The 25281-nt window shown below is 72.4% G+C and carries 17 protein-coding genes; 4 read left to right on the top strand and 13 right to left on the bottom strand.

Features of this window, described 5'->3' with window-relative positions; translation table 11 throughout:
• The 4 genes from recD to ACZ5LB_RS00735 form a co-directional block, all read right to left on the bottom strand.
• Nucleotides 1-1902, bottom strand: coding sequence for an exodeoxyribonuclease V subunit alpha (gene recD / locus ACZ5LB_RS00750; RefSeq protein WP_464604256.1), 1902 nt, complete (start codon nt 1900-1902; stop codon nt 1-3).
• Nucleotides 1892-5242, bottom strand: coding sequence for a UvrD-helicase domain-containing protein (locus tag ACZ5LB_RS00745; RefSeq protein WP_464604255.1), 3351 nt, complete (start codon nt 5240-5242; stop codon nt 1892-1894). The genes recD and ACZ5LB_RS00745 overlap by 11 nt, the downstream gene beginning before the upstream one ends.
• The gene (locus ACZ5LB_RS00740) at nt 5242-8742 is read right to left on the bottom strand and encodes an exodeoxyribonuclease V subunit gamma (RefSeq protein WP_464604254.1); all 3501 of its coding nucleotides are present in this window, start codon (nt 8740-8742) and stop codon (nt 5242-5244) included. The genes ACZ5LB_RS00745 and ACZ5LB_RS00740 overlap by 1 nt, the downstream gene beginning before the upstream one ends.
• A gap of 74 nt (nt 8743-8816) precedes the next feature.
• Nucleotides 8817-9245, bottom strand: coding sequence for a hotdog fold thioesterase (locus ACZ5LB_RS00735; RefSeq protein WP_464604253.1), 429 nt, complete (start codon nt 9243-9245; stop codon nt 8817-8819).
• Between the two features lie 155 nt (nt 9246-9400).
• Between ACZ5LB_RS00735 and ACZ5LB_RS00730 the strand changes: the two genes are divergently transcribed.
• Nucleotides 9401-9670 carry a hypothetical protein gene (locus tag ACZ5LB_RS00730; protein WP_464604252.1) on the top strand — a complete coding sequence of 90 codons (270 nt, stop codon included), beginning with the start codon at nt 9401-9403 and terminating at the stop codon, nt 9668-9670.
• On the opposite strand, the gene ACZ5LB_RS00725 is transcribed toward ACZ5LB_RS00730, so the two are convergent.
• A complete protein-coding gene (locus ACZ5LB_RS00725; RefSeq protein ID WP_464604251.1) occupies nt 9651-11756 on the bottom strand; it encodes an alpha-amylase in 2106 nt (701 codons plus the stop codon). The two genes, ACZ5LB_RS00730 and ACZ5LB_RS00725, sit on opposite strands and share 20 nt — an antisense overlap.
• 34 nt (nt 11757-11790) lie before the next feature.
• The gene (locus ACZ5LB_RS00720; protein WP_464604250.1) at nt 11791-13887 is read right to left on the bottom strand and encodes a hybrid sensor histidine kinase/response regulator; all 2097 of its coding nucleotides are present in this window, start codon (nt 13885-13887) and stop codon (nt 11791-11793) included.
• A 184-nt stretch (nt 13888-14071) separates the two neighbouring features.
• Between ACZ5LB_RS00720 and ACZ5LB_RS00715 the strand changes: the two genes are divergently transcribed.
• On the top strand, nt 14072-14530 hold the full coding sequence (locus tag ACZ5LB_RS00715) for a hypothetical protein (RefSeq protein WP_464604249.1): 459 nt from the start codon (nt 14072-14074) through the stop codon (nt 14528-14530).
• Here ACZ5LB_RS00715 and ACZ5LB_RS00710 read toward each other — a convergent pair.
• From ACZ5LB_RS00710 to ACZ5LB_RS00680, 7 genes are all read right to left on the bottom strand, one after another.
• Nucleotides 14517-15860 carry a DNA recombination protein RmuC gene (locus ACZ5LB_RS00710; RefSeq protein WP_464604248.1) on the bottom strand — a complete coding sequence of 448 codons (1344 nt, stop codon included), beginning with the start codon at nt 15858-15860 and terminating at the stop codon, nt 14517-14519. The two genes, ACZ5LB_RS00715 and ACZ5LB_RS00710, sit on opposite strands and share 14 nt — an antisense overlap.
• Nucleotides 15861-16115: 255 nt before the next feature.
• Nucleotides 16116-16406, bottom strand: coding sequence for a DUF2164 domain-containing protein (locus ACZ5LB_RS00705; protein WP_464604247.1), 291 nt, complete (start codon nt 16404-16406; stop codon nt 16116-16118).
• 11 nt (nt 16407-16417) lie between these two features.
• Nucleotides 16418-17134, bottom strand: a complete 717-nt coding sequence (locus ACZ5LB_RS00700; RefSeq protein ID WP_464604246.1) for an aminotransferase class IV — start codon at nt 17132-17134, stop codon at nt 16418-16420.
• Nucleotides 17119-18375 carry a chorismate-binding protein gene (locus tag ACZ5LB_RS00695; protein ID WP_464604245.1) on the bottom strand — a complete coding sequence of 419 codons (1257 nt, stop codon included), beginning with the start codon at nt 18373-18375 and terminating at the stop codon, nt 17119-17121. Before ACZ5LB_RS00695 ends, ACZ5LB_RS00700 begins: the two co-directional genes overlap by 16 nt.
• Nucleotides 18353-18919: an anthranilate synthase component II gene (locus tag ACZ5LB_RS00690; protein ID WP_464604244.1), complete on the bottom strand. Its 567-nt coding sequence runs from the start codon at nt 18917-18919 to the stop codon at nt 18353-18355. The genes ACZ5LB_RS00695 and ACZ5LB_RS00690 overlap by 23 nt, the downstream gene beginning before the upstream one ends.
• Nucleotides 18920-18929: 10 nt before the next feature.
• Complete coding sequence (locus tag ACZ5LB_RS00685) at nt 18930-20162, bottom strand: tetratricopeptide repeat protein (RefSeq protein WP_464604243.1); 1233 nt, start codon at nt 20160-20162, stop codon at nt 18930-18932.
• Nucleotides 20163-20210: 48 nt separating this feature from the next.
• On the bottom strand, nt 20211-21926 hold the full coding sequence (locus ACZ5LB_RS00680) for a DUF885 domain-containing protein (RefSeq protein ID WP_464604242.1): 1716 nt from the start codon (nt 21924-21926) through the stop codon (nt 20211-20213).
• A gap of 239 nt (nt 21927-22165) precedes the next feature.
• Here ACZ5LB_RS00680 and ACZ5LB_RS00675 point away from each other — a divergent pair, with 239 nt between their 5' ends.
• Both ACZ5LB_RS00675 and ACZ5LB_RS00670 read left to right on the top strand, forming a co-directional pair.
• On the top strand, nt 22166-23710 hold the full coding sequence (locus ACZ5LB_RS00675; RefSeq protein WP_464604241.1) for an aldehyde dehydrogenase family protein: 1545 nt from the start codon (nt 22166-22168) through the stop codon (nt 23708-23710).
• A gap of 60 nt (nt 23711-23770) precedes the next feature.
• Complete coding sequence (locus tag ACZ5LB_RS00670) at nt 23771-25240, top strand: DUF512 domain-containing protein (RefSeq protein ID WP_464604240.1); 1470 nt, start codon at nt 23771-23773, stop codon at nt 25238-25240.
• The last annotated feature ends 41 nt before the right edge of the window (nt 25241-25281 follow it).

Genomic DNA, 25281 nt, shown 5'->3' with positions numbered 1-25281 from the left:
TCAGGGCTCTCCCAGCCGTCCAGCCAAGCCGGTCTCCCGCACGGACGGATTCCCCGCCGCGAAGGGCACCCGCTCCCGTTCCGCCAGCAGCACCACGCCCTTGCTGGCCCGGGTCAGGCCGGTGTACAGCAGCTCCCGCGTGAGCGCCCGGTGGTTGGTCTTCGGCAGCACGATGGCGATGCGCTGGTACTCCGACCCCTGCGATTTGTGCACGGTCATGGCGAAGGCGTGTTCCAGCTGGTGCTTCAGGGGGTCCAGGGGGAAGGGCACGAAGCCGCCAGGCCTGGGGAAGACCGCCGCCTGGCGCAGGGCGCCGTCGAAGAACACCTTGAGCACCAGGGCCTGGTCTCCGTTGAAGATGCCCCGCCGGTAGTCGTTGGCGGTCATCATCACGGGCTCCCCGGCGCAGAAGGGCACGGGGTTGCGCAGGCCTTCCCCGGTGAGGGCGAGCATGCGCCGGTGGAAGTGGCGGTTGATGTCCTGGACGCCCCGCAGGTCGAGGGCCTCCCTCAGGGCGCAGAGGATGCGGAACTGGCTGAAGTGGCGGAACAGCGCGTCCAGGTGGGGCAGGTCGGCCCCGGCCCAGGCCCCGCCGGTGAAGGCGTAGGCGCGGGCGACGCGGGGCAGGAAATCCGCGAGGCTCGTCACCTCGCGCCGGAGCCAGCGCTCCAGGAAGGCCTCCATGACGCCGGGGCCGGGCTCCAGGAGCTCCACCCGGCTGAAGGCCAGGTCCTCCACGGCGGCGCGCACGTGGATGGGCTCGGGGCCTTGCCAGGGGTCGCCGTGGGTGCGGATGGCCGCGGCCACGGACAGGATGTTGCGGCCCTCGGGGTCGCCCGCGTCCATGCGGTAGCTGGTGCGCAGGGTCGCGCACTGGGGTTCCAGGCTCCGCACCAGGTCGCTGAAGGCACAGCCCTCCTCCACGCTGGGGAGCTGGTCGGCGTCGCCCAGAAGCACGAGCCGGGCCCCGGGGGCCAGGGCGCCCAGGAGCCGGCACAGGTGCTCCTGGCTGATCATGGAGGCCTCGTCGGCGATCACGACCCGGGCGGAAAGGGGGTTGCCGGGGCCATGGCGGAACCGCTCCTGGGCCGGGTGCCAGGCCAGGAGGCGGTGGAGGGTGGCCGGGCCCAGGGTCGCCCCCTGGAGGTCCAGGTCGACGCCCTCGGGGTTTTCCATCTGGGCCAGGGATTCCATGATGGATTCGCCCATGCGCTGGGCCGCCTTGCCGGTGGGGGCCGTGAGGGCGATGTCCTCCAGGCGCATGCCGGGCTGGCGCAGGAGGGCCCGGAGGATCGTGACGACGATGGAGGTCTTGCCGGTGCCGGGGCCGCCGGTGATGAGGGTGAGGCCGCCCCGCAGGGCCATGGCCACCGCCTGGCGCTGCTCGGGGTTCAGGGAGCGGCCCGCGCGCAGGCGGAAGAGGGACTCGGGGGGCTCCACCACGCCTTCCGCGGCGAGGGCCGTGAGGGCGCGGGCCCGGGCGGCCAGCTCCACCTCGTGGTCAAGGAGGCGCTGGGTGTAGAGCCAGCCGTCCTGGAGGATCAGGGGACGGGCGTCGCCGGGGTCGCCCGCCAGGGCGGGGGCCTCGGCGCGCAGGAAGGCTTCCAGGTCGAAGGGCGCCAGGCCGAAGGCCTGGAACAGGAGGTCGGCGGGACCGCCGGGCTCCGGCGCCAGGGCCATGCGGGTGTGCCCCTGGGCCTGGGCGCACAGGAGCGCCAGGGCGATGGCGAACAGGCGCTTGCGCCGGTCGGCGTCCAGCCCGGGGGCCAGGCCGCTGAGCTCCCACGCGAAGATCAGGGCCGAGGGGGGCTGGTTCAGGGCCGCCAGGTGCTCCACCACCCGCCGGGGGAAGGCGGCCCGGTCCCGGTGGAGGTCCAGGAGGCGCAGGGCGTCATCGGTCACGGGGCTCGCCTCCGGCGTTGGGGGGGATCATGCGGTCGGCGGGCAGGGCCTCCAGTTCGGCCTCCCAGGCCCGGAGCTGGGCCCAGGACGGCCGGAGGGTCCAGAGGCCGCCTTCGGGCAGGCCCCGGAGGAACACGTACACCACGCCGCCGAAGGCCTCCTCGTATTGGGCCTCGTCCCGGATGTCCAGGAAGCGGCAGGCGGTGGTGGCGTAGATCTGGACCTGCAGCCAGTAGTGCTCCTGGACGGTCTGTTCCAGGGTCGCGGGGTCGTAGCCGTTCAGGCGGTTGGTCTTCCAGTCCAGCACGTAGGCCTTGCCGCCGGCCTGGAAGAGGACGTCCATGGAACCGTGGAGGAAGTCCTGGCGGCCCGCGAAGGGGGTGAGGAAGTCCAGCTCCCGCAGGAAGGCCTGGCACGCGTGGAGCACGGCGGTGGTGCCGTCCGGGAGGGGATGGGCCAGCGTCATGGCCTGGTGGATCCACCGCAGGGCTTCCCGGCGGCCCTCCTCCGGGAGCCGGTCCGCGGCCAGGGCCTGGGTGGACGGCAGGGCGATCCAGGTGTCCAGGTCCGCGCCGGCGAAGGAGGCCAGGTCCGCGTGCTGCAGGGCGGCGTGCACCTGGGTGCCGAACTTCCGGCCACCCGCGGGGCCGTCGGTGGGGGTGAACCCCTTCACCTCCTCCAGGGGGGCCCCTTCCCCCCAGCCGGGCTTGAGGCCCTTCTGGAGGCTGGAATAGCTGAACGTCCACACGGGCCGGCCAAGCTTCCGCAGGGACGGGAAGGCGGGCGCATCCAGGGGGGGCGGCAGCTCCAGGGTCCAGGGGCCGGGGTCGGGCACCGGGGCCGGGGGAACCGCGGCGGGGGCCGGCAGGCGTTCGAAGTCCGCCCGGGGCGCCCCGTCCAGGAGCGTCCTCAGGCGCCGGTTAACCCCGCGGTAGAGGCCCCTCCGGGGGTCGCCGCCGGGTTCGAAGCTGGTGGCCGGGGCACCCTCGCCCGGCACGTAGCAGGGGAGGATGAGCTGGGCCTCGGCCCGGGTGAGGGCCACGTAGGCCAGGCGCTCGCCCTCCTCGGCGGCCTCCGTGTCGATGAGGGCCTGGACCCTCGCCGGGGCGGCCTTGGCGGGCCCCACCCAGGCGCGGCGCGCGCCGTCCAGGTGGTAGCGGTGGAGGTTGGCCTTGGTGCTCCCCAGGGAAAGGCCGCCGGACAGGAGCACCACCGGAGCCTGGAGGCCTTTGGCCTTGTGCATGGTCAGCACCTGCACGGCGCCGCCGGCGCGCTCCAGGCGCTGGGTGTCCCCTTCCTCCACGGCCGGGCGGTCCTCGCCGTCGATCCAGCGCTGCACCTGCACGGCCAGGCCGGCCAGGGTGCAGTGCCCGCCCAGGGCCTGCCGCTGGAGCAGTTCCAGGATGTGGAGCAGGTTGGTGAGGGCCCGCTGGTTCTCGTCCAGGAAGAGCAGGCGCTGGCTCAGGCCGCTTTCGGACACCACGCGGTTGAACATCTCCCCGAAGCGGCCGTGGGCGGCCAGCTCCCGCCACCCGAAGAGCCGGGTGAGGATGGGGTGGCCCTCGGGCAGGCTGCGGGCCCGTTCCGCCTCCGCCAGGTTCAGCCCGAAGAAGGGCCCCAGCAGGGCCTTGGCGCGGCGGCATTCGTCCAGGGGCGCGTCGATGGCCAGCATCAGGTCGCGGCAGGCCTGGGCCTCAGGGCCGTCGAAGAGCCCCTCCTGGCGGTAGAGCGCCGCGGGGATGCCGCGGGCCCGCAGGGCGTCGGCCATGATGCGGCCCTCGGCCAGGGTCTGGGTCAGGGCGAAGACGTCCCCCGGCCCCAGGGGCTCGCCGTTGAACCGGCCCGCCGCCAGGGTGGCCTCCAGGGCCCGGGCGAGGGCGTCCGCGGCCCGGAGCCGGGTGCCCCGGGCGTCGGCCACTGGCACGTCCACCACCCGGATGGCCGGGGCTCCGGTGAGGGCCAGCGAGGGCCGGCCACAGCCCACCGGACGCGGGTAGCGGCCGGCGTTGGCCCCGGTGAAGAAGGGGACGCCGCCGGTTTCCTCGAAGAGGGCGTTGTAGCCGCGGATGACGCCTTCGGTGGAACGGAAGTTCGTGTCCAGGCTGAGGACGCCCGCGCCGGTGTGCTTGAGCTGGTCCAGGGCTTCCACGTAGGTGGGCAGGTCCCCACCCCGGAAGCCGTAGATGGCCTGCTTCGGGTCGCCCACCAGGAAGAGGCGGTGCCCGGGCGAGCCCAGGAAGATGCGCCTGAAGATCGCCCACTGCCGGGCGTCGGTGTCCTGGAACTCGTCGATGAGGGCGGCGTGGAAGCGCTCCCGCAGCCGGCCCGCCAGGACCTCGCCCTGGGGGCCTTCCAGGGCGGCGGCCACCTGGCCGATCATGTCGTCGAAGTCGAACAGGCCCTCCTCGTCCTTGAAGCGACGGAGTTCCTCCCGCAGGGGCGGCAGGAAGGCGGCGGCGAGGATGGCCTTGACGTTGGAAACCTCCCGCACCGCCTGGGCCAGGACGGCCGTGTCGCCCTCGAGGCCGTCCCCGGTGAAGGGGCCCAGGTTGTCCAGGAGCTTGTCCTGGATCCAGTCCTTGTCCAGCCAGAAGTCCTCGGGCACCCCTGCCAGGCACGCGTCCCGCCGCGCCAGGACGAGCTCCAGGCGGGTGCGCACGGACCGGGCATTGGCCTTGGGAAAGCCGAAGGCCCCGGGATCGGCCAGACAGGCCTGGGCCCGGTCCGCCGGGAAGGCCTCCAGGAAGGTCCGGGCGTCCGTGAAGGCCGGCAGGTCCAGCCCGTCCTCCCGCAGGGCCTCCTTGAGCAGGTCCCGCAGGGGCGCGGGGCCGCCCAGGAAGCCCAGGGCGACCCGGAGGAGGGCTCCGTGCCGGGTGGCGTAGTGGGTGCGGAGCAGGGTCGTGAAGGCCCGGTCGAAGGCATCGTCGCTGGCGATGGCCTCCTGGCGGAAGAGCCGGCCGCCTTCGAAGGCGCCGTCCTGCAGGACCTGCTGGCAGAAGCCGTGGATGGTGGAAATGGTCGCCCGGTCGAAGGCCATGAGGGCCGCGCGGAGCCGGTCCCGGCGTTCGGGGGTGAGTTCGCAGGGGATCTCCCCCGCCTTCACGTCGTCGGCCTCCAGGGCCGCCAGCGCGGCCAGCTTGGCGCGGACCCGGGCCTTGAGTTCCAGGGTGGCCTTCCGGGTGAAGGTCACCACCAGGATCTTCTCCAGGGGGGTGCCCTGCAGGATGAGCTGGACCACCAGGTGCTCCAGGGTGTAGGTCTTGCCGGTGCCGGCGCTGGCCTCGATGGCGCAGGAGCCTGCCAGGCCTTCCAGGAGCGCGGGGGTGCCGAACGCGACCATCAGGCCTCCTCCCCGGCGACTCCGCAGACCAGGTCCAGGTAGTCCTTGAGCCTGGCGTCCATGATGGCCTTGGGATCGGCGGGCGGGGGGTAGCCGGCGGCATCGGGGACCGGGCCGCGGACGGTGCTGAACGGCGTCACCACGGAGCCGTTGAGGCTTTCGTCCACGAACTCCAGGATGCTCCCGGGCGTCAGGCGATCGGGCCACGCCCGCAGGACCGCCTCGATGGGCAGGAGCATCGCGTGGTCGCCGTTGAGCAGGTCCTCCAGCCAGGCCCGCAGGCGCTCCCGGGCCTGTTCCGGGGACAGGGCCGGGAAGCGGTAGGTGAACTCCCGCTCGCCGCCCACCGCGAATTCGTACACGAAGCGCGCCCGGTGGTTGCCGTGGGCCGGGTCGACGCAGGCCAGCACATGGTGGTCCACGAAGGCGGCCAGGGCCTTCTTGCGGACCTTGCCCAGGGCCGAGGCGGATGGGCGCTTGCCGGTTTCCAGGAAGAGGGAGCCCCCCAGCTGCACCCGCAGGTCGCCGGTGAGCTCCACGGTGCGTTCCTGGCCGCCGACCCGCACCTGCAGGGCCAGGGGCCCCCGGGGGTTGTCGATGCCTTCGGTGCCGGCGCGGTTGCCGCCCAGGCGCCAGGTTTCGGGGCGGGCCGCGTCCCCCTGGAGATGGGTGACCCACCGCTCGATGACCTGGAGGTCGCCGGCGCGCTCGGCCTCGGCGAACACCCCGAAGGGAGCGGCCCCTTCGGACTGGAGGCGCCGGAGGCACCGGTCGTAGGCCGCCGCGGGCGCCTCCCCGCCGGCCAGGGCCGCCAGGGCCACCTCCCGCCGCAGGGTCCAGGTTTCCAGGTCGTCGCTCTCGAAGGGTTCGTCCTCCACGGCGGCCCGGTCCGCCAGGTCCCGCCGCCGCAGGCCCAGGCGCACCGCCGCGGCGCCGGTGAGGGGGCACTCCAGGAAGGTGCGCAGGTCGGAAAGGCTCACCTGGATGACGGTTTCGCCGCCGGGGTCCCCGGGCACCCCCGGGGTGTCCAGGGCGGCCCGCAGGGCCGGGGCGTCGGAGACGCGCAGGTCCCCCACCCGGGAAGGCAGGGCAGCGCCCCGGGCCCGGGCCCGGAGGCCCAGCCACAGGGCCCGGGCTTCCTTCTCGGCGGATTCGGAACAGGTGCGCAGGCCGCCGTCGCCGGGGAACCACCCGGGGAAGTAGGCCGGGTCGAAGCGGCGCAGGGGGTGGACCTCCAGGAAGGGGTCCTGTTTCCCGGCGGGCGCCCCGTGCGGGGGGAGGTAGGCGCCCAGGAGCTCGCGGAACGCCTTGAAGAGGCCCGAAGGCTCGAAGGCCTCGCCGCTGAGCTCGTCCAGGGCCACGTAGCTCAGCACCAGGTGGTCCCGGGCGGAAAGGAGCATCTCCAGGAAGAGGTACGCCTCCTTCTCCGTCTGGCTCACGTCGCCGGGCCGGCGGCTCTCGCCGCGCAGGTCCAGGGCGTTCCGGGGGTTGCGGGTGGGGAAGCTGCCTTCGCCCAGGCCCATGAGGAAGATGGCCCGGAAGGGGATGGCCCGCATGGCGGCGTACGAGGTCACCACGACGCCCCGGGCCAGGTTCGCGGGCTGCTCGTCCCGGAGGCGTTCCAGGGCCTCCAGGGCCAGGTGGCGCACGGCGATGAAGTCCATGCGCGGCAGGACCAGGGCCGGGGGCACGCCCTCGAAGGTGCGGTCCAGGTGGCGGCGGATGCGGTCCAGGGCGTTCTGCACGGCCTCGGCCTCGTCCCCCTCGTCCACGGAAAGCCACTTCTCCAGGTAGGCGAAGAGCCGGCGGATCCAGGCCCGGGGTTCGGCGGAACGGCCGGCGAGGTCCCGGGCGTCCTCGCACAGGCCCCGCGCTTCGGCGATGAAGGCGGAGGCCGGGCCCTCCTCCCGGGCCCCGTTCACGCGGTAGGTGTCGTCCCCCACCTGGAAGCCGGCGCCTTCGGTCATGAAGGCGCCCAGCGCCAGGCGCTTGAGGCCCTGGTCCCAGTTCAGGGCGTCCTCGGCCAGGTAGGTGCCGGCCCAGTCCGCGCGGTCGGCCCCGCGAATGATTCCGAACTCCTCGGTCCACCGCTCCCAGGCGCCGGTATCCAGGTCGCCGGTGCGCCGGCGCAGGGCGGGGTGCAGGAGGGCGCGCAGCACCGCGGCGCGGGTGAGGCCGGAGGTGGGCAGCGCCAGCAGGAGCTCCACGGCCTCCAGGGTCTCGGCCAGGATGGGGAAGGCTCCGGCGCCCTGCACCAGGGGGATCTGGCGGGCGTCGTGGAAGGCGGCCTGGAGGTGGGCGCCGTAGGCCTGGGCCTCGCCGGGGGGCACCACCACCGCGATTTCGGAGAAATGCAGGGGGCGCTCCCCCGGGGCGTGGCGTTCCATCAGGCGCCAGATCTCCGAGGCCACCGCCTCCGCCTCGCGCCGGGGGCTCGGGCAGGCCAGGCAGCGCACGCTGTCGTCGGGCGCGGCCCCCCCTTCCCCGTCGGGTTCCCGGTAGAGCAGGATGTCCCGCTGCATCCGGCCCAGGAGGGTGGAGGCATCCGGAAGCTCGAAGGCCGACGTGAAGTCGCAGGCGCTCACCTCGTTCAGGAGGCGGATCTTCTCCCGGCCCGGGCGGCCCCAGAGGCGCAGCGCAAGCGGGCCGTCCTCCGCCAGGCGGTAGGGGTCCCCGGGGGCCTCCTCCGGGGCGCCGGCCCGGGCCGAAGCGCGGGTGGGAAGGCCCGTCCAAAGGCGGTTCCGCCCGGTGTCCAGATCCTCCCAGAACTCCCCGCAGGGGTTGAGGGCGTACAGGTGGAGGGTGGTGTCCGGCAGCGGGGCGAAGGCCTGGAAGATCTGCTGGTAGGCCTGGGCCACGTGGGTCAGCCCGAAGGCGTGGATGGCCGGGGGCAGCTTCACGCCGTCGAAACCGGAGCCCCTCACCCATTCCAGCAGGGTGAGGTGGCCCGCGGGCCCCTGGGCGCCGGCGGCGCCGTCCAGGACCCGCACCGCCTCCCGCCAGAGGCGGGCCTGCCAGGCCTCCAGGCCCGGGTCGGCGGTGGCCTTGCGCCCCGCGCGCCACGCGTCGATCCAGTCCGGCCGGCTCATCTGGTATTCCTCGAAGACCCGGGCCAGCTCGGAGGCCAGCTGCACCCGCTTGAGCTGCCCCGTTTCGGCGCCCAGGTAGTCCCGCACCGGCTTCATGTCCGCCTGGGCCAGCAGGGCCCGGTCCCCCAGGAGGGCCAGCAGGGCCGCCCGGAGGAGGTCGAAGGAGAGCGGCCTGCGCCCGTCGTCCGCCAGCAGCTCCTTCCACAGGCCGTCCAGGTAGGTGAACGCGATGTTCGCCGCCACCCCCAGTTCCCGGGCCAGGGCCTGGCGCAGGTATTCCTTGAGGAGGGGGCTGGGGGCCACCAGGTGGATGGGCTTCCACACCCCCTGCGCCGCACGCTCGGCGCGCACCCGGTCGGCGAGGATGCCGAGCAGGGCTTCGGTCCGGTTGGAATAGGTGAGTTCGAGCATGGGGTCCCGGGGGCGGATTCCATTAGACTACGCGGCAGGGGCCGGGGGAAATGGGCGTCCCGGGGGCCTCTACATCATTTCGTCCGCGGCGCCAGGACGGCGATGGTGAGCCTCGATACGCAGGTGAGGTCGCCGGCGTCGTCCCGCATGTCGATGGCCCACACCTGGGTGGTGCGGCCCAGGTGGACGGGCCGGGCCACGCCGGTCACCCACCCTGAGGAAACGCTCTTGATGTGGTTGGCGTTGATGTCGATGCCCACGGCGGAGTGCCCCGCGGGCGCCACGAAGCCCGCGGCGCAGGAACCCAGGGTCTCGGCCAGCACCACGCTCACACCGCCGTGGAGGATGCCGAAGGGCTGGCGGGTGCGGTCGTCCACGGGAACCCGGGCCGTGAGGTGGTCCTCCCCGATTTCCAGGAACTCGATGCCGAGCCACTCGACGGTGGTCTTCCGGCACAGGGCGGTGAGGATGTCGAGGGAGATGGGCTGCTTCCAGATGGCCATGGGGGTCCTTGGGGTTCAAGTTGTCGCATTCAAAGGTTAACCCTTCCGGCGCCGCTTCGGCCGGGAACCGGGGACGGGGCCCTTGATCATGACGCATCCGGGGACCTTCCAAGGGGCCTTATACTGGCCTCGATGAATGCCAGCGAGGAGCCGGGATGCCGAGTCGGGAAGAGACCAGCACGCTGCTTGACCGCCTGGAAACGATCCTGGGCCGCATGGAGGCCGACATGCCGGTCATGAACGACGGCATCGCCCTCCTGGTCCAGCTGGAGTCCACCCTGCAGCGCCTGGACCGGGCGGCGGTGCTGTCCCGGGAGGGCTTCGCCCTCCGCCTGGGGGCCCTGGCGGCCCAGGGGCGCCTGCTGGAACGCCACCTTTCCGAGGCGCTCCGGGAAGCGGAAGGGTTCACATCCGAAGGAGCTTGACCTCGCCGGGCTGGAAGCTCATGGAGAGGTTCCCGTGGGCGTCGAAGTCGTGCACCTCCCGGGCGGGGCCGTGGGTGGAGAAGAGCTGGGAGCCCCGCCGGGCGGTGTTGCCCGAGACCCGGCGCAGGGCGTCCAGGTGCACGGTGAGGTACTGCGGGTTGTGGACGTCGGTGTTGGCCACCGCCACGAACACGCCCCCTTCGGGCACCGGGGTCCCCCGCGGGCCGTCGTCCACGAAGCCGAAGGCGATGCCCGGGTCCCGGGGCGAATTGAAGCCCAGGGGCACCGAGTTCTCCAGCCGGGTGAAGGTGGCGAGGTGCTCCCGGCGGAAGGTGGTCAGCCAGGCCAGCTGGTCGGGCAGCTCCCACCGGCCCGGGTTCAGGTAGTGCAGGGCGTACCGGTCGAACAGGGCGAGGCGGCCGTAGTAGGGGTCCTTGGGGTCCAGATGGTAGGCCTCGTTGGGGCGGCAGTCCAGGCCCGTGTTCATGGGCTGGACCTCGAAGACCTCCTGGCCCGAGTTCAGGAACGGAACGCCGTTGGGCATGAAGAGGTTGAGGATCGTGAGCATGCGCGACAGGGACCGGCCCCCTTCCCGCGCGGCCAGCCTGGGGGTGTCGTGGGTCTCGCCGCAGGCGTACACCGGGCACGGGAGGTTGCGGGCCTCGTACATGAAGTGGTGGGTCTTGAACTCCAGGACCCGGGGCTCCCGCAGGAAGCCGTCGCCCAGGATCATGTTGTAGCCCAGTTCCTTGGCGGTGGCGGCCCGGTCGATCTCCATCTCCTCGGCGATGAAGCAGAACTGCGGGTCCACCTGGCGCGCCCCGCGGATGATGCGCTCCACCAGTTCCCGGGGCAGGGCGTGGCCCATGTCGATGCGCGCGCCGTCGATGCCGAACTGCTTCTGATAGAAGGGGATGATGCCCGAGAGCAGCTCCCACAGGGGCTCGTTGCGCACCTTGCCCTGGTAGAGGTTGGCCTTGATGACGTCGAACAGGATGTACGGCGCGTAGTCCCGGTCCAGGTGGGGCACGGAGGCCACGGGGTGGTCCAGGTACATGCGGAAGAAGGTGACGTCGTTCCAGGCCGGCTGGGGGTCGTTGATCTGGTCCGAGAAGGCCGGCGCGACGGTGAGCCCGAAGCGCTCCTGCACGGTCTCCATGACGCCGGCGTCCGGGTTGGCCCGGAGGTGGGCCTGGAGTTCGGCCCAGCGCCCGGGGTCCGCGGCGCCGGGGTTCTCCACGAACTTAGCCAGGTGCTGACGCACCTCGGTGCTCTGGTACACCACCGGCAGGAATTCCGCCTTGGGCCGGATCTGCACCCCCAGTCCCGGAACGTAGGGGGGACGGTAGCCGGCCAGGTCCGCGTGCCGGATCCAGTAGAACCAGTCCGGATGCTCCAGGATCAGCTCCGAGTCCACGGAATTGGTCCGGGGGATCAGGTCGATCATCACGTGCATGCCCAGGATGTGGCAGGCCTCCACGAAGGCGCGGAACTCGTCCTCCACGGTGAAGTCCGGTCCCGCCACGGGGTCCTTCAGGCCCGGGTCCAGGGTGAAGAAGCTCGACACGCCGTAGGGCGAGCCCAGCTCGCCCTTCTTGTCGCGCAGGCTGAATTTCGAGATGGGCAGGAGGTACACGCAGGTGACGCCCATCTTGTGGAGCAGGGAGAGCAGCGCGATGGACTTCACGAAGGTGCCGGTCTCCCGGAGGCCGTAGAGGTCCTGGTCCTCCAGCGCCCCGGAGCGGTCGTGGTCCCAGGCGGTGGAGGTGCGCACCATCATGGAATACACGCAGGCGCGGCGGATCCAGTCCCCGCCCTCCAGCCCCGGCTCCACCCCCTGGTGGCGGCTGAGGGGCCTGCCCCACGTGCGCACGCGCCCCATGCGGGGCTCCACGAACTGCCGGATGGCGTCCCGGTAGAAGCGGTAGGGGTTCACCACCAGCTCACCCCAGGGCGTCTTGCGCAGCTCCTCGCCCTGGTAGTCGAAGCAGTTCCACAGGTCGGGGACGGTGTAGTTGAACACCTGGCCCTGGGTCCGCGCGACCTGCCCGTCCAGGATCCGAAGTAGTTCTAGCAGCTTGCTCATCCGCAGCTCCCGGCTTTCGGTGGTTGGCACAAGTCTAGCGCAACTCCTGCACGGCCCGGAGCTTCTGGCGGAGCGCCGGAAGCGCGTAGGGCTTGTGGAGGAGCCAGACGCCCGGGAGCTTCCTGGCCAGGTCCTCTACGCCCTCCTCCAGGAACCCGGTGGAGAGGATCACCGGGAGGTCGCCCCGCAGCGCCTTGAGGCGCACCAGGGTCTCGGCCCCGTTCAGGCCGGGCATGTTGTGGTCCAGCAGGACCAGGTCCACCTCGAGGCCCGCGGCCACCTGGTCCAGGGCCTCCTGGCCCCGGGAGGCCAGGAAGACGCTGTGGCCCAGGAAGCCCAGGACTTCGGGCAGGGTGCCCAGGATGATCGGGTCGTCGTCCACGAGGAGGATCCGCAGGGGTGGGCCCGGGTGCCCATCGCCTTCCTCGGCCTCGCCGGCCCAGGCGGGGCCCGGTTCCATCGCGGGAAAGCGCAGGATCACCCGGGTGCCCTGCCCCACGCGGCTGTCGATCTCCAGGGTGCCGCCGTGGGCCTTCAGGGTGCCGTACACCCCGGCCAGCCCCAGCCCCGTGCCCTTGCCCACGGCCTTGGTGGTGAAGAACGGCTCCACGGCCCGGGCCGCCACCTCGGCGGGCATCCCGTGGCCGGTGTCGGCCACCACCAGCACCACCCGCCCGTGGGCGTCCACGCCGGTGCTGAGCGTCAGCGCGCCGCCCTGGGGCATGGCGTCCACGGCGTTGACGCACAGGTTCATCAGGGCGTTGCCGAGGGAGGAGGGCTCGCCCAGCACCCGCGGGAGGTGCGGGTCCAGTTCCGTGGAAAGGCGGATCCGGGCCAGGGTGGTGCCCTGGAGCAGGTCGATCTGCGCGCGCACCAGGTCGTTGAGGTCCACGGGCCGCGCGTCGTCCAGCCCCTTGCGGGCGAAGTCCGTGAGCCCCCGCACCAGGCGGCTGCCGCGCTCTCCCGCGAGCAGGATGGTCCCCAGCGCCTTGGCCAGGGGGGCGTCCCCGGCGTACTGCTGCTGGAGGGTCGAGCCCAGGGCGATGATGGCCGCCAGGATGTTGTTCATGTCGTGGGCCACGCCCCCGGCCAGGCTCCCCAGGCTCTCCAGCTTCTGGATGTGCTGCAGCTCCCCCTCCAGCCGGCGCCGCTCGGCCTCCGCGTCCCGGGTCGCGGTGAGGTCCTGGCTCAGCACCAGCAGGCAGGCCTCGCCCCCCAGGTCGAGCACCCTGGCCGAGAGCAGCACCGGCACCGGCGACCCGTCCCGGCGGCGCACCTCCATGGCCACGGGGGCCAGGCCTCCGGTGGCCTCCACTTCGGCCCTGAGCCCGGCGCGGTCCGCGCCGGGCATCCAGAGCTCCAGTTCCGCGGTGCTCCGGCCCAGCACCTCGGCCCGGGACCAGCCGTAGACGCGGCACCAGGCCTCGTTCACGTCCAGGAAGCGGTCGTCCGCGAACCGGCTGATGGCGATGGGCTCGTGGGAGAGCTGGAAGACCTTGGTGAAGCGCTCCTCCTCCCGGGAAAGGGCCCGGTGGGTGTGTTCCAGGCCCCGCAGGAGCAGGGCGATGGGCAGCGAGATGAACGCGCTGAGGAACAGGGCGTTCACCGACACCACCCCCCAGGTGGCGAAGGCGTTGGCGGGGTTCACGGTCATGGGCCCGGCGTCGATGAGCCCCCGGGCCACCCCCGCCGCCCCCGCGGCCAGGGTGGCCGCCGCCAGCCCCCAGCACACCAGCGCGGCCCGGGGGCTGAGGAGGATGGCCGCCATCACCGGGAAGGCGCTGAGCCAGAGCATCCCCGCGCCCGCCGAGCCCAGCCGCGTGAGGAGCACCAGGGACAGGACGTACAGCAGGGCCAGGAGCCCCCACGCCCGGGTCCGGTAGGTCCATCGCGGCGCCAGCGCCGCCGCGAGGATCCACCCGTAGGCCAGGAGATCGATGACCGCCACGCTCCAGAGGCGCACCCGGACGGAGAGGAGGAAGCTGGGCACCAGCACCAGCGGGCCCAGCAGCGCCCCCGCGGCCATCATCCGCTCGAGCACCCGCAGCCGCCAGAACGCCACGTCGCCCTCGCCCATGGCGGGAACCTGGAGCGATTGCCGGAAGAGGGCCCGGAGGGAGCGGAAAGGCATCTTGGGTCCTGGCGCATGGGTGAAGATTGCGCCCATTGTGAGGCCATCGGCAGGCCTGTCCACAGGAACCTGGGGGAAAAACGACCGGGCGTGGAGACCCGGGGCCGGATGGCCGTCACAACTCCCCGGGCCGGGCTGGTCCCGGCCCCCCCTCCCGGGCGACACTGGAGCCGAGGAGCCCGCCATGTCCTGCTGTTCCGACCCGAAGGGTTCCTGCTGCGGCCAGCCCCAGGCCCTGCCCTGGTTCTCCGCGCTTTGCGACCCGGTGTTCCGCCGGCGTTTCCTGGCGCACTACGGGCGGGAGCTGATCGCGGGCGCCCTGGCCGGGGCCCTGGCGGCCTACGCCGCCCTGGCCCACGGCGACGGGATCGGGGCCCTGGGCCCGGTGCTGGGCGGGTCCTGGCTCCACCTGCACGCCGTGGCCGTTGCGCCGGCCACCCTCGCGGCCGGGATCGCCCTCGCCCTGGCCCCCAGGCCCCGGTTCGCCGCGGTCCTGCGGGTGGTGGTCTGTCTGGCCCTGGGTGGGGGCCTGAACGCGCTCCTGGAGGGCGGCTGGGCGTCCCTGGCGGTCTTTCCGGCCCTGGGGCTGCCGGCCATCGGGCTCGCCTGGTTCGTGCTCGCCAAGCTGATCACGCGCCGCTGACGTCCCCGTCCTCGGGCGCCGGACTCCCCAGCCCCAGGACGTCCTCGCTCTCCAGCAGGGGCAGTTCCTGCACGTCCCGCAGCCGGCGGCCGATGACCCGCGTGCGCCGCGCGGCCTCGTCCACGGTGGTGGATGCCTGCTGGAGCTTGCGCTGGACCTTGTCGAGCACGAGGGCGTAGCTGGTCCACTCGGTCTTCACGGCGCCCAGGAGGTTCCACACGTCGCTGGAGCGGCGCTGGATGGCCAGGGTGCGGAAGCCCATCTGCAGGCTGTTCAGGATGGACCACAGGGTGGTGGGGCCGGCGATGACCACCCGGCTGCGGGACTGCACGTGGTCCAGGAGGCCCGGGCGGCGGATCACCTCCGCGAAGAGCCCTTCCGTGGGCAGGAAGAGGATGCCGAAGTCGGTGGTGCGGGGGGGATTCAGGTACTTGTCGGCGATGTCCTTGGCGCACTGGCGGATGCGCAGTTCCAGCTGGGCCCCGGCCTCGCCGGCGGCCACGGGGTCCGCGCGCTCCTGGGCCTCCAGGAGGCGCTGGTAGTCCTCCACCGGGAACTTGGCGTCGATGGGCAGCCACACCACCTCGTCGCCCTGGCCGGGCATCTTCACGGCGAACTCCACCCGCTCGCCGCCGCCCCGGGGCGCGACGTTGGCTTCGTACTGTTCCGGGCCCAGCACCTGCTCCAGGAGCGCGCCCAGCTGCACCTCGCCCCAGGTGCCCCGGGTCTTGACGTTGGTGAGCACCTTCTTCAGGTCCCCCACCCCCGCGGCCAGGGCTTGCATCTCCCCGAGGCCCCTGTGGACCTGTTCCAGGCGCTCGCTCACGAGGCGGAAGGATTCGCCCAGGCGCTGCTCCAGGGTGCCCTGGAGCTTCTCGTCCACCGTGGCCCGCATGAGCTCGAGCTGCCCTTCCACCGTCGCCTTGAGGGCGTCCAGCTCCTTGCGCTGCGCCTCGGCGAGGCCCCCGAGGATCCGCAGCACCGAATCGTTGGCGTTCCTGAGCCCGGCGCCCACCTCCTCCCGAAGGGCCCTGGCGGAGGCCAGCCCCTCCTGGCGCGCGGCCTCCTGGCGGGCCTCGTTGGCGCGCACCAGGTTGGCGAACTGGGTGGAAAGCGTGTCCACCAGGACGTTCAGCGACGCGGCCAGTTCCTGGCGCGCCTGGCGCGCGGCGCCCGAGGCCTCCTCGCGGTTGCGGGCGAACTCCTCGCGCAGGGCCCGGTCCCCGGCATCCCGCCCGCGGCGCAGGAGCACCGCCTGGGAGGCCGCGACCAGCACCAGCACCAGCAGGATGGCGGCGAGGAGGATCGTGGTCACTTGGAGGCTGTCCATGTATTCTTCGGCCCCGCGATGATGGCACCGGCCATGGCAAGACAAGGCACGCGAGGAGAGCGATTCGGGTAATCGTTCGACGAGCGTAACGCGGGATTGCCGTGGCCGCTGCCATCACCCGTAGGGCGGCGCCTGGAAGCCCGCTTCTCGTGTGCAAGCCCCTTGAAAATATGACCTATATTTCCTGCGGGACTTGCGCTCGATAATCGGGCTTCCAGGCGCCGTCGCGAGGCCGAATAATACATGGACAGCCTCCTAGCGCCTCGCGGGCTTGCGCGCGACGCCCGGGGCGCCGGAGCCCTTGGTCCAGTACCCCTCCTCGTGGGCGAAGCAGACGTTCTCCAGGTCCAGCACCTTCTCCTGCAGGAAGGTCCGGGCGTCGGAGACGGCCTGGTTGTAGACGCTGGGGGCGATCTCCTCCAGGCAGAACTTCAGGAACATGGAAGCCTTGAGGTCGCCCACGTCCTCGCCGAAGGCCTCGGCGAGATACCGGCGCGTCGAGGCGGTGAGCCGTTGTTCCAGATCCTTGGGCAGCTTGATGACCATGCGCGCTCCGGCTACCAGGATAGGGCATCCGCCGCCTCCCGGAGGGCGTCCGGGGAGGGACGGAAGTCCAGGCCCTCGGCCCGGTCCACGATCCGCACGCCCCGCAGGGCGCTCACCAGGCCCAGGGACCGGGCCCGGGCCAGGTCCTCCCAGGCGAGGGGGGCCTCCCGCACCAGGCCCGCCTCCAGCAGGACCCGCCGCCCGACGCCGGGCAGGGCGCCGTCCTCCAGGGGGGGCGTCAGGAGGGCACCGTCCAGGTGCGCCACCAGGGTGCTCCGGCCGCCGTCGCTGAGGCGCCCCGAGGGCGTCGGGGCCAGCACCTCGTCCAGGTTCCGCGCCCGGGCCTCGGCCTGGAGCAGGTGGTTTTCAAGGTAGCTGGTGGTCTTGAACCGGGTGAGGGGGCCGGGGTGGCGCAGGATTCCGCGGGCGAGGCCGATGCGCAGGCCGGCGCCGGGCGCGGGCGTCAGGGGGCCGGTCCAGGCCAGGAGGCGCCCGTCGGCGGCCAGGAGCCGCAGGACGCCTTCCCGCGGCAGGGCGAGCCGCGCCTCCAGGTCCGGCGGGGGCGGGTCCAGGCCCAGGAAGGCGCAGCCCGCGGCCAGGCGCTCCAGGTGCAGCGGCAGCCACCGCGCCCGGCCTCCCTGGACGCGGATCGTCTCGAACAGGCCTGCCCCAAAGCGCAGGGCGCCCTGGGCCAGGTCCACGCGGGTGTCCGTCACGAGCTCAAGCATTGGACGAGGCTCCTTCCCTTGTGCACGGTCTCCTCGTATTCCGCGGCGGGGTCCGAGTCCCACACCACGCCCCCGCCCAGCCCCAGGCGCAGCTCGCCCCCCGCGGCCCAGGCCGAACGGATGAGGAGGGCGAACGCCCCCTGCTCCAGGTCGCTGCGCAGCCAGCCCAGGGTCCCGGTGTAGAGCCGCCGCGGCGCCGGCTCCAGCTCCCGGATGAGGGCCATGGCCGCCAGTTTCGGGCAGCCGGTGATGGAGCCCCCGGGGAAGAGGGCCTCCAGCAGCCCCCCGAAGGTCCACCGGGGCGGCAGCGCGCCGGAGACGCCGGCCACCAGGTGGTGGACGTTGGCGTAGCTCTCCAGGAGGGGGAAGCCGTCCACCCGCACCGGAGGCGTCCCGCAGAACCGGCCCAGGTCGTTGCGCAGCAGATCCACGATCATGGCCAGCTCCGCACGGTCCTTGGCCGAGGCCAGGAGGCCCTGGGCCGCGGCCAGGTCCAGGGCGGGGTCGGCGTGGCGCGGCGCGGTGCCCTTGATGGGGCGCGTGAGGATGCGGCCCCCCTCGATGCGCAGGAAGCATTCGGGGCTCGAGGACACGAGGGTCCACGCGGGGTCGGCCACCAGGGCCGACCAGGGCGCCGGGTTCGCCGCGTGGAGCCGGCGCGCCAGCTGGTCCAGGGCCCCTTCGAAGGCCCAGGTCTCCTGCCGGGCGAGGTTCACCTGGTAGACGTTGCCCCGGGCGATCTCCTCCCGGATGCGGGCGACCTTGGCCATGTGGGTGGCGGGGTCCCCGGTGTCGCCGGTCTTGCGGGCGCGGAAGAGCCCGCGGCCCAGGCCGTGCCGGGCCGGCCCGCCCTGGACGCCTTCGCGCACCGCCTCGTGGAGCACCCCCCGGGCGCGGTCGAACACGCGCATGCGCCGGTGGAGGGTCAGGCGCACGTCGGGAATGGGGTCCGGGTGCGGGGGCGGCGCGGGCAGGGCGGGATCCAGGGCGTAGCCGTGCTCGTAGGCCGCCAGGGCCACCAGGTCGGGCAGCACGCCGGGGGCCTCGCCCCGGCGGTGGAAGCGCAGGTCCCCGGGGGCCAGGTCCTGGAGTTCCAGCAGGGGATCCTCCCCCAGGATCAGCCAGCGGCCCTGGCCGTACAGGAACGCGAAGGGCGTTTCCGGCAGGTCCGCGAAGAACGCCGCCTCGTCCAGGACGCAGGGCCGCGCCCGCCAGGTCTCAGAGATGTCCCAGGAGCGCATTTCGGAAGATCTCCAGGCCCAGCGGCGTCAGGAAGGAATCGGGATGGAACTGGACCCCGGCCAGGGGCAGGCTGCGGTGGCGCATGGCCATGACGAGGCCGTCCTCCGTGCGGGCGCTGATCTCGAAGCCGGGGGCGCGGGTCACCACGAGGCTGTGGTAGCGCCCGGCCTCCAGGGGATCCGGGAGCCCCCGGAAAAGCCCGCGGCCGTCGTGGCGGATGGTGAAGGCCTTGCCGTGCACGGGCTCCGGCGCCCGTTCCACGCGGCCCCCGTGGGCCACCGCCAGCACCTGGTGGCCCAGGCACACGCCCAGGATGGGGATCCGGCCGGAAAACGCCCGCACCGCCTCCAGGGCCAGGGTGGCCTCCCCGGGCGCCCCGGGGCCGGGGGAGATCACCAGGAACTCCGGGTCCGCCTCCAGCAGGCCCTCCAGGGAGACGCGGTCCCGGCGCCGCACGTCCACCGAGGCCCCGGCCTGGACGAGGCACCGGGCCACGTTGTGGGTGAAGGAGTCCAGGTTGTCCAGGAGCAGGACGCGGCGCATGGCCCCCATCCTACGACCGCTTCCTCCAGGTTTCCGCGGCCCGTTTCTGCCCTTCGGCCACCGCCTCGGGGGGCAGTTCCCGCTCCAGGCGCTCCACGAACTGGGCCGAGGGCGCGTCGCCACTCGCCTTGGCCAGCAGGAACCACACGTAGGCCTCCTGGGGGTTCTTCGAAACCCCTTCCCCCGCCAGGAAGGCCGAGCCCAGCAGGGCCTGGGCCTGGGCCAGGCCCTGGTCGGCGGCCTTGCGGTACCACTGGATGGCCTCGGCGGCGTCCTTGCGCAGGCCGGCGCCCCGGGCCAGGAGCGCGCCCAGGTGGCACTGGCCGTCGGCATTGCCCGCTTCGGCGGCCTTGCGGGTCCACTTGAGGGCCTCGGCCGGATCCTTCCCGGCGCCTTCGCCCCGCTCCAGCATCCAGCCCAGGGCGGCCTGGGCCGTGGCGTTGCCGTGCTCGGAGGCCTGGCGGTACCACTTCACGGCCTGGGCCGCATCCTTGGCCACGCCCGTGCCCGAGGCGCACAGGGCCCCCATCTGGCCTTCCGCAAGGGGGTCGCCCTTCTCCGCGGCCTTGCGGTACCAGGTGACGGCCTGGGCCGGGTCGGCGGCGACGCCCTCTCCGGTCTCGTACATCCAGCCCAGCAGCGACTGGGCGCCCGCGACCCCCTGCCCCGCGGCCTTGGTGAGCAGGGCCACGGCCTTGGCGGGATCCTTCCGGCCCCCCTCGCCCCGGGCGTAGAACCAGCCCGCGAGGTACTGGGCGTTGGGGTCCCCCTGGTCCGCGGCCAGCTTGTAGTATTTCAGGGCCTCGGCAGCGTCCCGGGCCACCCCTTCGCCCTTGTCGAGCATGACGGCCAGGTTGTACTGGGCCAGGGCGCTGCCCTGGGCCGCGGCGAGGCGGTAGAACCGCGCGGCCTCGGCCGGGTCCTTCGCGACGGCCTCCCCCTGGGCGCACATCCAGGCCATCTGGACCTGGGCCTTCAGGACGCCCTGCTCCGCGGCCAGGCGGTACCACTTGGCGGCCTCGGCCATGTTGCGGGGCACCCCGTCACCCCGGGCGAACATCTCCGCCAGCGACAGCTGGGCCCGGCCGACGCCCTTTTCCGCCAGCGGACGCCAGAGGGCCATGGCGGCCGCGTAGTCCTGGCGCTGGAAGGCCTCCATCCCCTGCTTGAGCTCCCGCGGCTCCCGGGAGCACGCGAGGACCAGAAGCAGGGCCATGGGGCAGGCGGTGGAATTCAACTTCATGGGTTCTCCGGGCGTTTTTCCTATGCTGACACCCCGGAGGGGAAAAGCCTACAGGCCCATGAGCCGGCGCACGAACCTGGGAGCCAGGGTTCCGAACCCGAGGATGCGGTCGTGGTAGGCCTTCTGATCGAAGGGCCTGCGCTCGCGCCTGGCCTGGGCCTCGGCGGCGGCCCGCAGGTCGTCCATCTCCGCCGCGCCCACGAAGTAGGTGCTGAGCTGCGTGGAGGTCAGGCAGGCCCGCTTCCACTTGCCCACGGCCTCCCCCTCCTCCTGGAAGCCCTCTTCCATCATGAGCTTGAGGGCCTCGGGTTCGGTCATGCCGGCGGTGTGGATCCGCTGGTCGAGGATGGCGTTGATGGTCACGCGCAGGCGCATCTTGAGCTGCTGAAGGCGCACCTCCGGGCCTCCGAAGCCCATGCGGGCCATGACCTGCTCCCCGTAGACCGCCCAGCCTTCGGCGAACAGGCCGCTGGAGAAGACCGCGCGCACCAGGGTGGGGCCCTGGTAGAGGTTGGCGATGGCGCCCTGGAGGTAGTGCCCGGGCATGGCCTCGTGGACCGTCAGGTCCTTGAGCATCGCGTCGTTGTATTCCCGGAAGTAGGACGCAGCCCGGGCGGGGCTCCAGTCCGCGGGGGTGGGGTCGATGCAGTAGAAGGTGGTGCCGTTCTTCTCCAGGGGGCCCGGGGTCTCGCAGTAGGCCCCGGCGACGCCCCGGGCGTACTCGGGCGTCACCTTGACCCGCACGGGGCTGGTGGGCAGGGTCACCAGGTCGTGGGCGCGCACGAAGTCGGTGGCCTCGGCCAGGTCCCGGGTGGCCTGGGCGACGATGGTGGCGTTGTCGGGATGGCGCTGGGCGATGCGGTCGAGCACGGCCTTGACCACCTCGCGGTCCGCGGCTCCGGCCCGGTCGGGGAACCAGGCGCGGTGGAGGGGCCGGGCCACCTCGGCCATCTCGGCGTGGATCGTCTTGAGGCTCGCCTCGGCCCGGGCCAGGATCGCCTCGGGCGTCAGGCCCGAGGAGAGGGTCGTGCGAAGGCGCTTGCGGAAGGCGGCCCCGCCGATGCGGAAGTCGCCCTTGGACCGCGGCAGGAGGTCGGCCTTGAGCCACGCGATGAAGCCCTCCAGCGCCTGGGCCGCCTGGGCCTGGGCCGGCGCCAGGTCCTCCTTCAGTCCGGCCTGGGCCGCGGCCTCGGTCACGCCGTCCCGCACCAGCCCCAGGGTGCCCTGGAACTGCTGGATGGCGGTCTCCGTGAAGATCCGCGGGGGGTTGTCCAGATTGGCCTTCGCCGCCTCCAGGAGGGCCGGGATCGCCCGCAGCCGCCCTTTCACCGAGGCCAGCCGCTGGCCCGGGGTGGCGAAGTCCCGGGAGAGAAGCCCGTCCAGGGCGCCGCCGGGGTTGTACATCAGCGGATTGCGGCGCCACACCTCCAGCTCGGCCAGGTCCTGCAGGGTCCCGTCGAGGGTGTCCAGGAGGATCTCCCGGTCCACCCGGTTCCCGGGGGAGAGCTGCCCGGGCCGGATGCCCCGGAGCAGCCCCGCCATGTGGCGGGCCCAGGCCACCTGGGCCGCGACGCCCCGGGCGCTGAGGTCCTGGAGCCGGTCATCCCAGCGGTGGTCCCCCAGCTGGGTGGCGCCTTCCGGGGAAAACCGCAGGGTGTCCTCCACGATGATCCGGGCCAGGGACTGGAAGGTGGCGTCCTGGGTGGGGGCGGCCTGGAGGACAAGGCCGGCGAGGCAGGCTGGGAGCAGGGATCCGAGGCGCATGGGCAATCTCCGGGGGGTACCCGCAAGGATACCAAACGAAGCGAGGTTCATAGACCCCCCGCCCCCCGGAACCGCCCATTTCCCATCAAATTGATTTCACCAATCAATTTGATGTCCGGTCCCGGGGCCCAAGGCCTTTGGAATCCAACCCGCACGGGGGCGGCACACCCCTTGCACCCTCCAACCGTGACATCGGCCGATTCAGGCCCTCTTCATGGAATCCGGCAGGAGGCTTCCCCATGGAACAACGTACCCTCAACCCCCGCACCCGCGTGGAAAGGCGGGCCGAACCCCCCACGTATCGCCAGCAGGTCACCCGGGCGGTCGACCCGGCCACCTTCGAGATGATCGGCGCCGTCCCCCAGACCCCCGAGGCCCTGGTGCCGACGTTCGTGGAGCGGGCCCGGCGCGCCTCCGACGCCTGGGGCCTCGCGGGCTGGGACGAGCGGGCCCGCGCCCTCGGCAAGCTGCGCGCCCTCATCGCCGGGCGGTCCATGGAGATCGCCGGCACCATTTCCCGCAGCATGGGCAAGCCCCTGCTCGAGGCCCTCCACTTCGACGTGGCCATGGTGCTGGACGCCCTGGACGACTACATCCAGCACGCCGAGCTCTACCTGGCCGACGAGAAGGTGGACCTGCCCCCGGGCTTGGACCGCCACAAGACCGCCCTCATCCGCTACGCCCCCCGGGGCGTCGTGTGCGTCATCTCCCCCTGGAACTTCCCCTTCGAGCTGGCCATGTCCCCGGCCGTGGCGGCCCTGGCCGCGGGCAACGCCGTGATCCTCAAGCCCACCTCCGCCGCGCCCTTGGTGGGCGATCTCATCGAGAAGCTCTTCGTCGAGGCCTTCCCGGAGTGGCCCGGACTGGCGCAGGTGGTCCACGGGCCCGGCAAGGTGGGCACGGTCGTCGCCACGGCGCCGGGGGTGGACTTCGTGTGCTTCACGGGCTCCACCTCCGTGGGCCGGGAGCTCCAGACCCGCCTGGCGCCCCTGCTGCGGCCCTGCCTTCTGGAACTGGGGGGCAGCGATCCGCTCATCGTGTGCGCCGACGCCAACCTGGAGCGGGCCGCCAACGCCGCGGTCTTCGGGCGCTTCAGCAACAACGGGCAGGTGTGCGCCGCCGTGAAGCGGGTGTACTGCCATGAGTCCATCAGCCGCTCCTTCGTGGAGAAGGTGCTCGCCAAGGTGGCCGCGCTCAAGGCGGGCCCCTGGGACGATCCCGCCTCGGACGTGGGCCCCCTGGCCAACGACCGGGCCATCAGCAGCCTCCGGTCCCTCCTGCACGACGCCCTGGACAAGGGCGCCAAGTTGGCGGCGGGAGGCTTCCCGGCCATCCAGGCCGGCTGGTACTGGCAGCCCACGGTGATCACCAACGTGGATCATTCCATGCGGATCATGAAGGAGGAGACCTTCGGGCCCATCCTCCCCATCTGCACCGTCAAGGACGACGAGGAGGCCATCGAGCTGGCCAACGACAACGACTACGGCCTGGACGCCTACGTCTTCACCAACGACATGCGCCGCGCCCAGAAGATCGCCAACCGCCTCCGGGCCGGATCCGTGGACATCAACGACGTGGTGGTCAACTACGTCATCCGGGACCTCCCCTTCGGAGGCGTGAAGCAGTCCGGCCAGAACCGCCACCACGGGAAGATCGGCCTGCGCCTGTTCACCGACTACAAGGGCATGGTCATCGACGACGGCTCGGCCGACACCGAACCCGGGTGGTTCCCCTACACCGAGGCCAAGCTGGAGCAGGCGAAGGAGCGGTGTTCCCGCCCTTGACCCCGGGTCGGCCCCCCCTGTTGGTGCGCAATGGCCTAGACTAGGAACCAAGGGAGTTCCATGGCGCACAAGGGTGTCCTCGTCATTTCAGTCGAACCGGAGAGCCTGGCCTGGGAGGCCGGCCTCCGGGCCGGCGACACCCTGTTGGAGATCAACGGGGAGCCGGTGCTGGACCAGCTGAGCTACCAGTTCCTCATCAGCCAGCGGGACGAGACCCGCCTGGACTTCAAGCGCCCCGACGGGAGCCTCGGCTCGGCCCTGGTGGAGAACGGGGAGAACGGCATCGGCCTGGACCTGGCCCAGGACCAGGTGAAGGTCTGCAAGCAGAACTGCATCTTCTGCTTCGTGCTCCAGATGCCCAAGGGGTACCGGAAGTCGTTGTACCTGAAGGACGAGGACATCCGGCTCTCCTTCCTGTACGGGCATTTCAGCACGCTGTCCTCCAGCGACGACGCGGAGCTGGACCGCATCGTGCGCGAGCGCCTCTCCCCCATCCACGTGAGCGTCCACGCCACGGACCCCGTGGTGCGGGCGAAGGTGGTGGGCAACCCCCGGGAGGGGAACATCCTGCGCAAGATCGACCGGCTCCTGGAGGGGGGCGTGGACATCCACACCCAGGCCGTGCTGGTGCCCGGCATCAACGACGGCGAGGTGTGGGAGCGCACCGTGCGGGAACTCTGGGAGCGGCGGGCCTACCAGACCGAGGGTCCCTGGGCCGGCAAGGGCGGGGTCCTGAGCCTGTCCTGCGTCCCCGTGGGGCTCACGGCCCACCGGGACGGCCTGCCCACCATTCCCGACGTGGACCCCGCCTTCGCGGCGGCGTGGACCCGGCGCTGGATCCCCGAGGTGCGGCGCCACACGGCGGAGAACCACGGGGAGCCCTGGCTGCTGCTGGCCGACGAATGGTTCACCCGCGCGGACATCCCCGTGCCGGGCCGGGCTTTCTACTCCCAGTCCTGGGCCCAGCTGGAGAACGGCGTGGGCCTCGTGCGCAAGTTCCTGGAGCACACCCGGCGCTTCGTCCGGACCCCCAAGGCCCGGGCCTTCGGGGGCCGCAAGGTGCTGGTGCTCACCGGCAGCAGCTTCGCCCCGGTGCTCAACCGCACCCTGGCCCAGGTGAACCGTCTGTGCGGCAGCGAGCTGCGGTCCGTGGCGGCCGCCAACAACGCCTTCGGCACCAATGTGACCGTGGCGGGCCTGTTGTGCGGCCGGGATCTGGCCTACGCCGCCCACGCCGACCGGGACGCCCACGGCGGCAACCCCCGCTGGGTGGACGCCGTGGTGATCCCCAGCGCGTCCCTGCGGGTCCACACCGGCCCCACCGACCAGTACGCCCTGGACGACGGCAGCGAGCCCACCCCCGCCAACCAGTTCCTGGACGACATGACCCTGGCCGAGCTGGAGCGCGAGGTGGGGGTCCCCGTGGTCCCCAGCGGCGCCAACCTCTCCCAGCTCCTGGACCACCTCCGCGCCAGCGACCGGTTCCACACCGCCGGCATGAACCTGCCCCAGGGGGCGTACAACCCCTAGGCGCCTGGCAGCTGTCAGGGCCGGGCTCCTCCATCCCGCCC

The sequence above is a fragment of the Mesoterricola sp. MK458 genome, assembly GCF_055384935.1.
The sequence above is the reverse complement of the archived record's forward strand: the minus strand, read 5'-3'. Positions and strand labels throughout refer to the sequence as shown.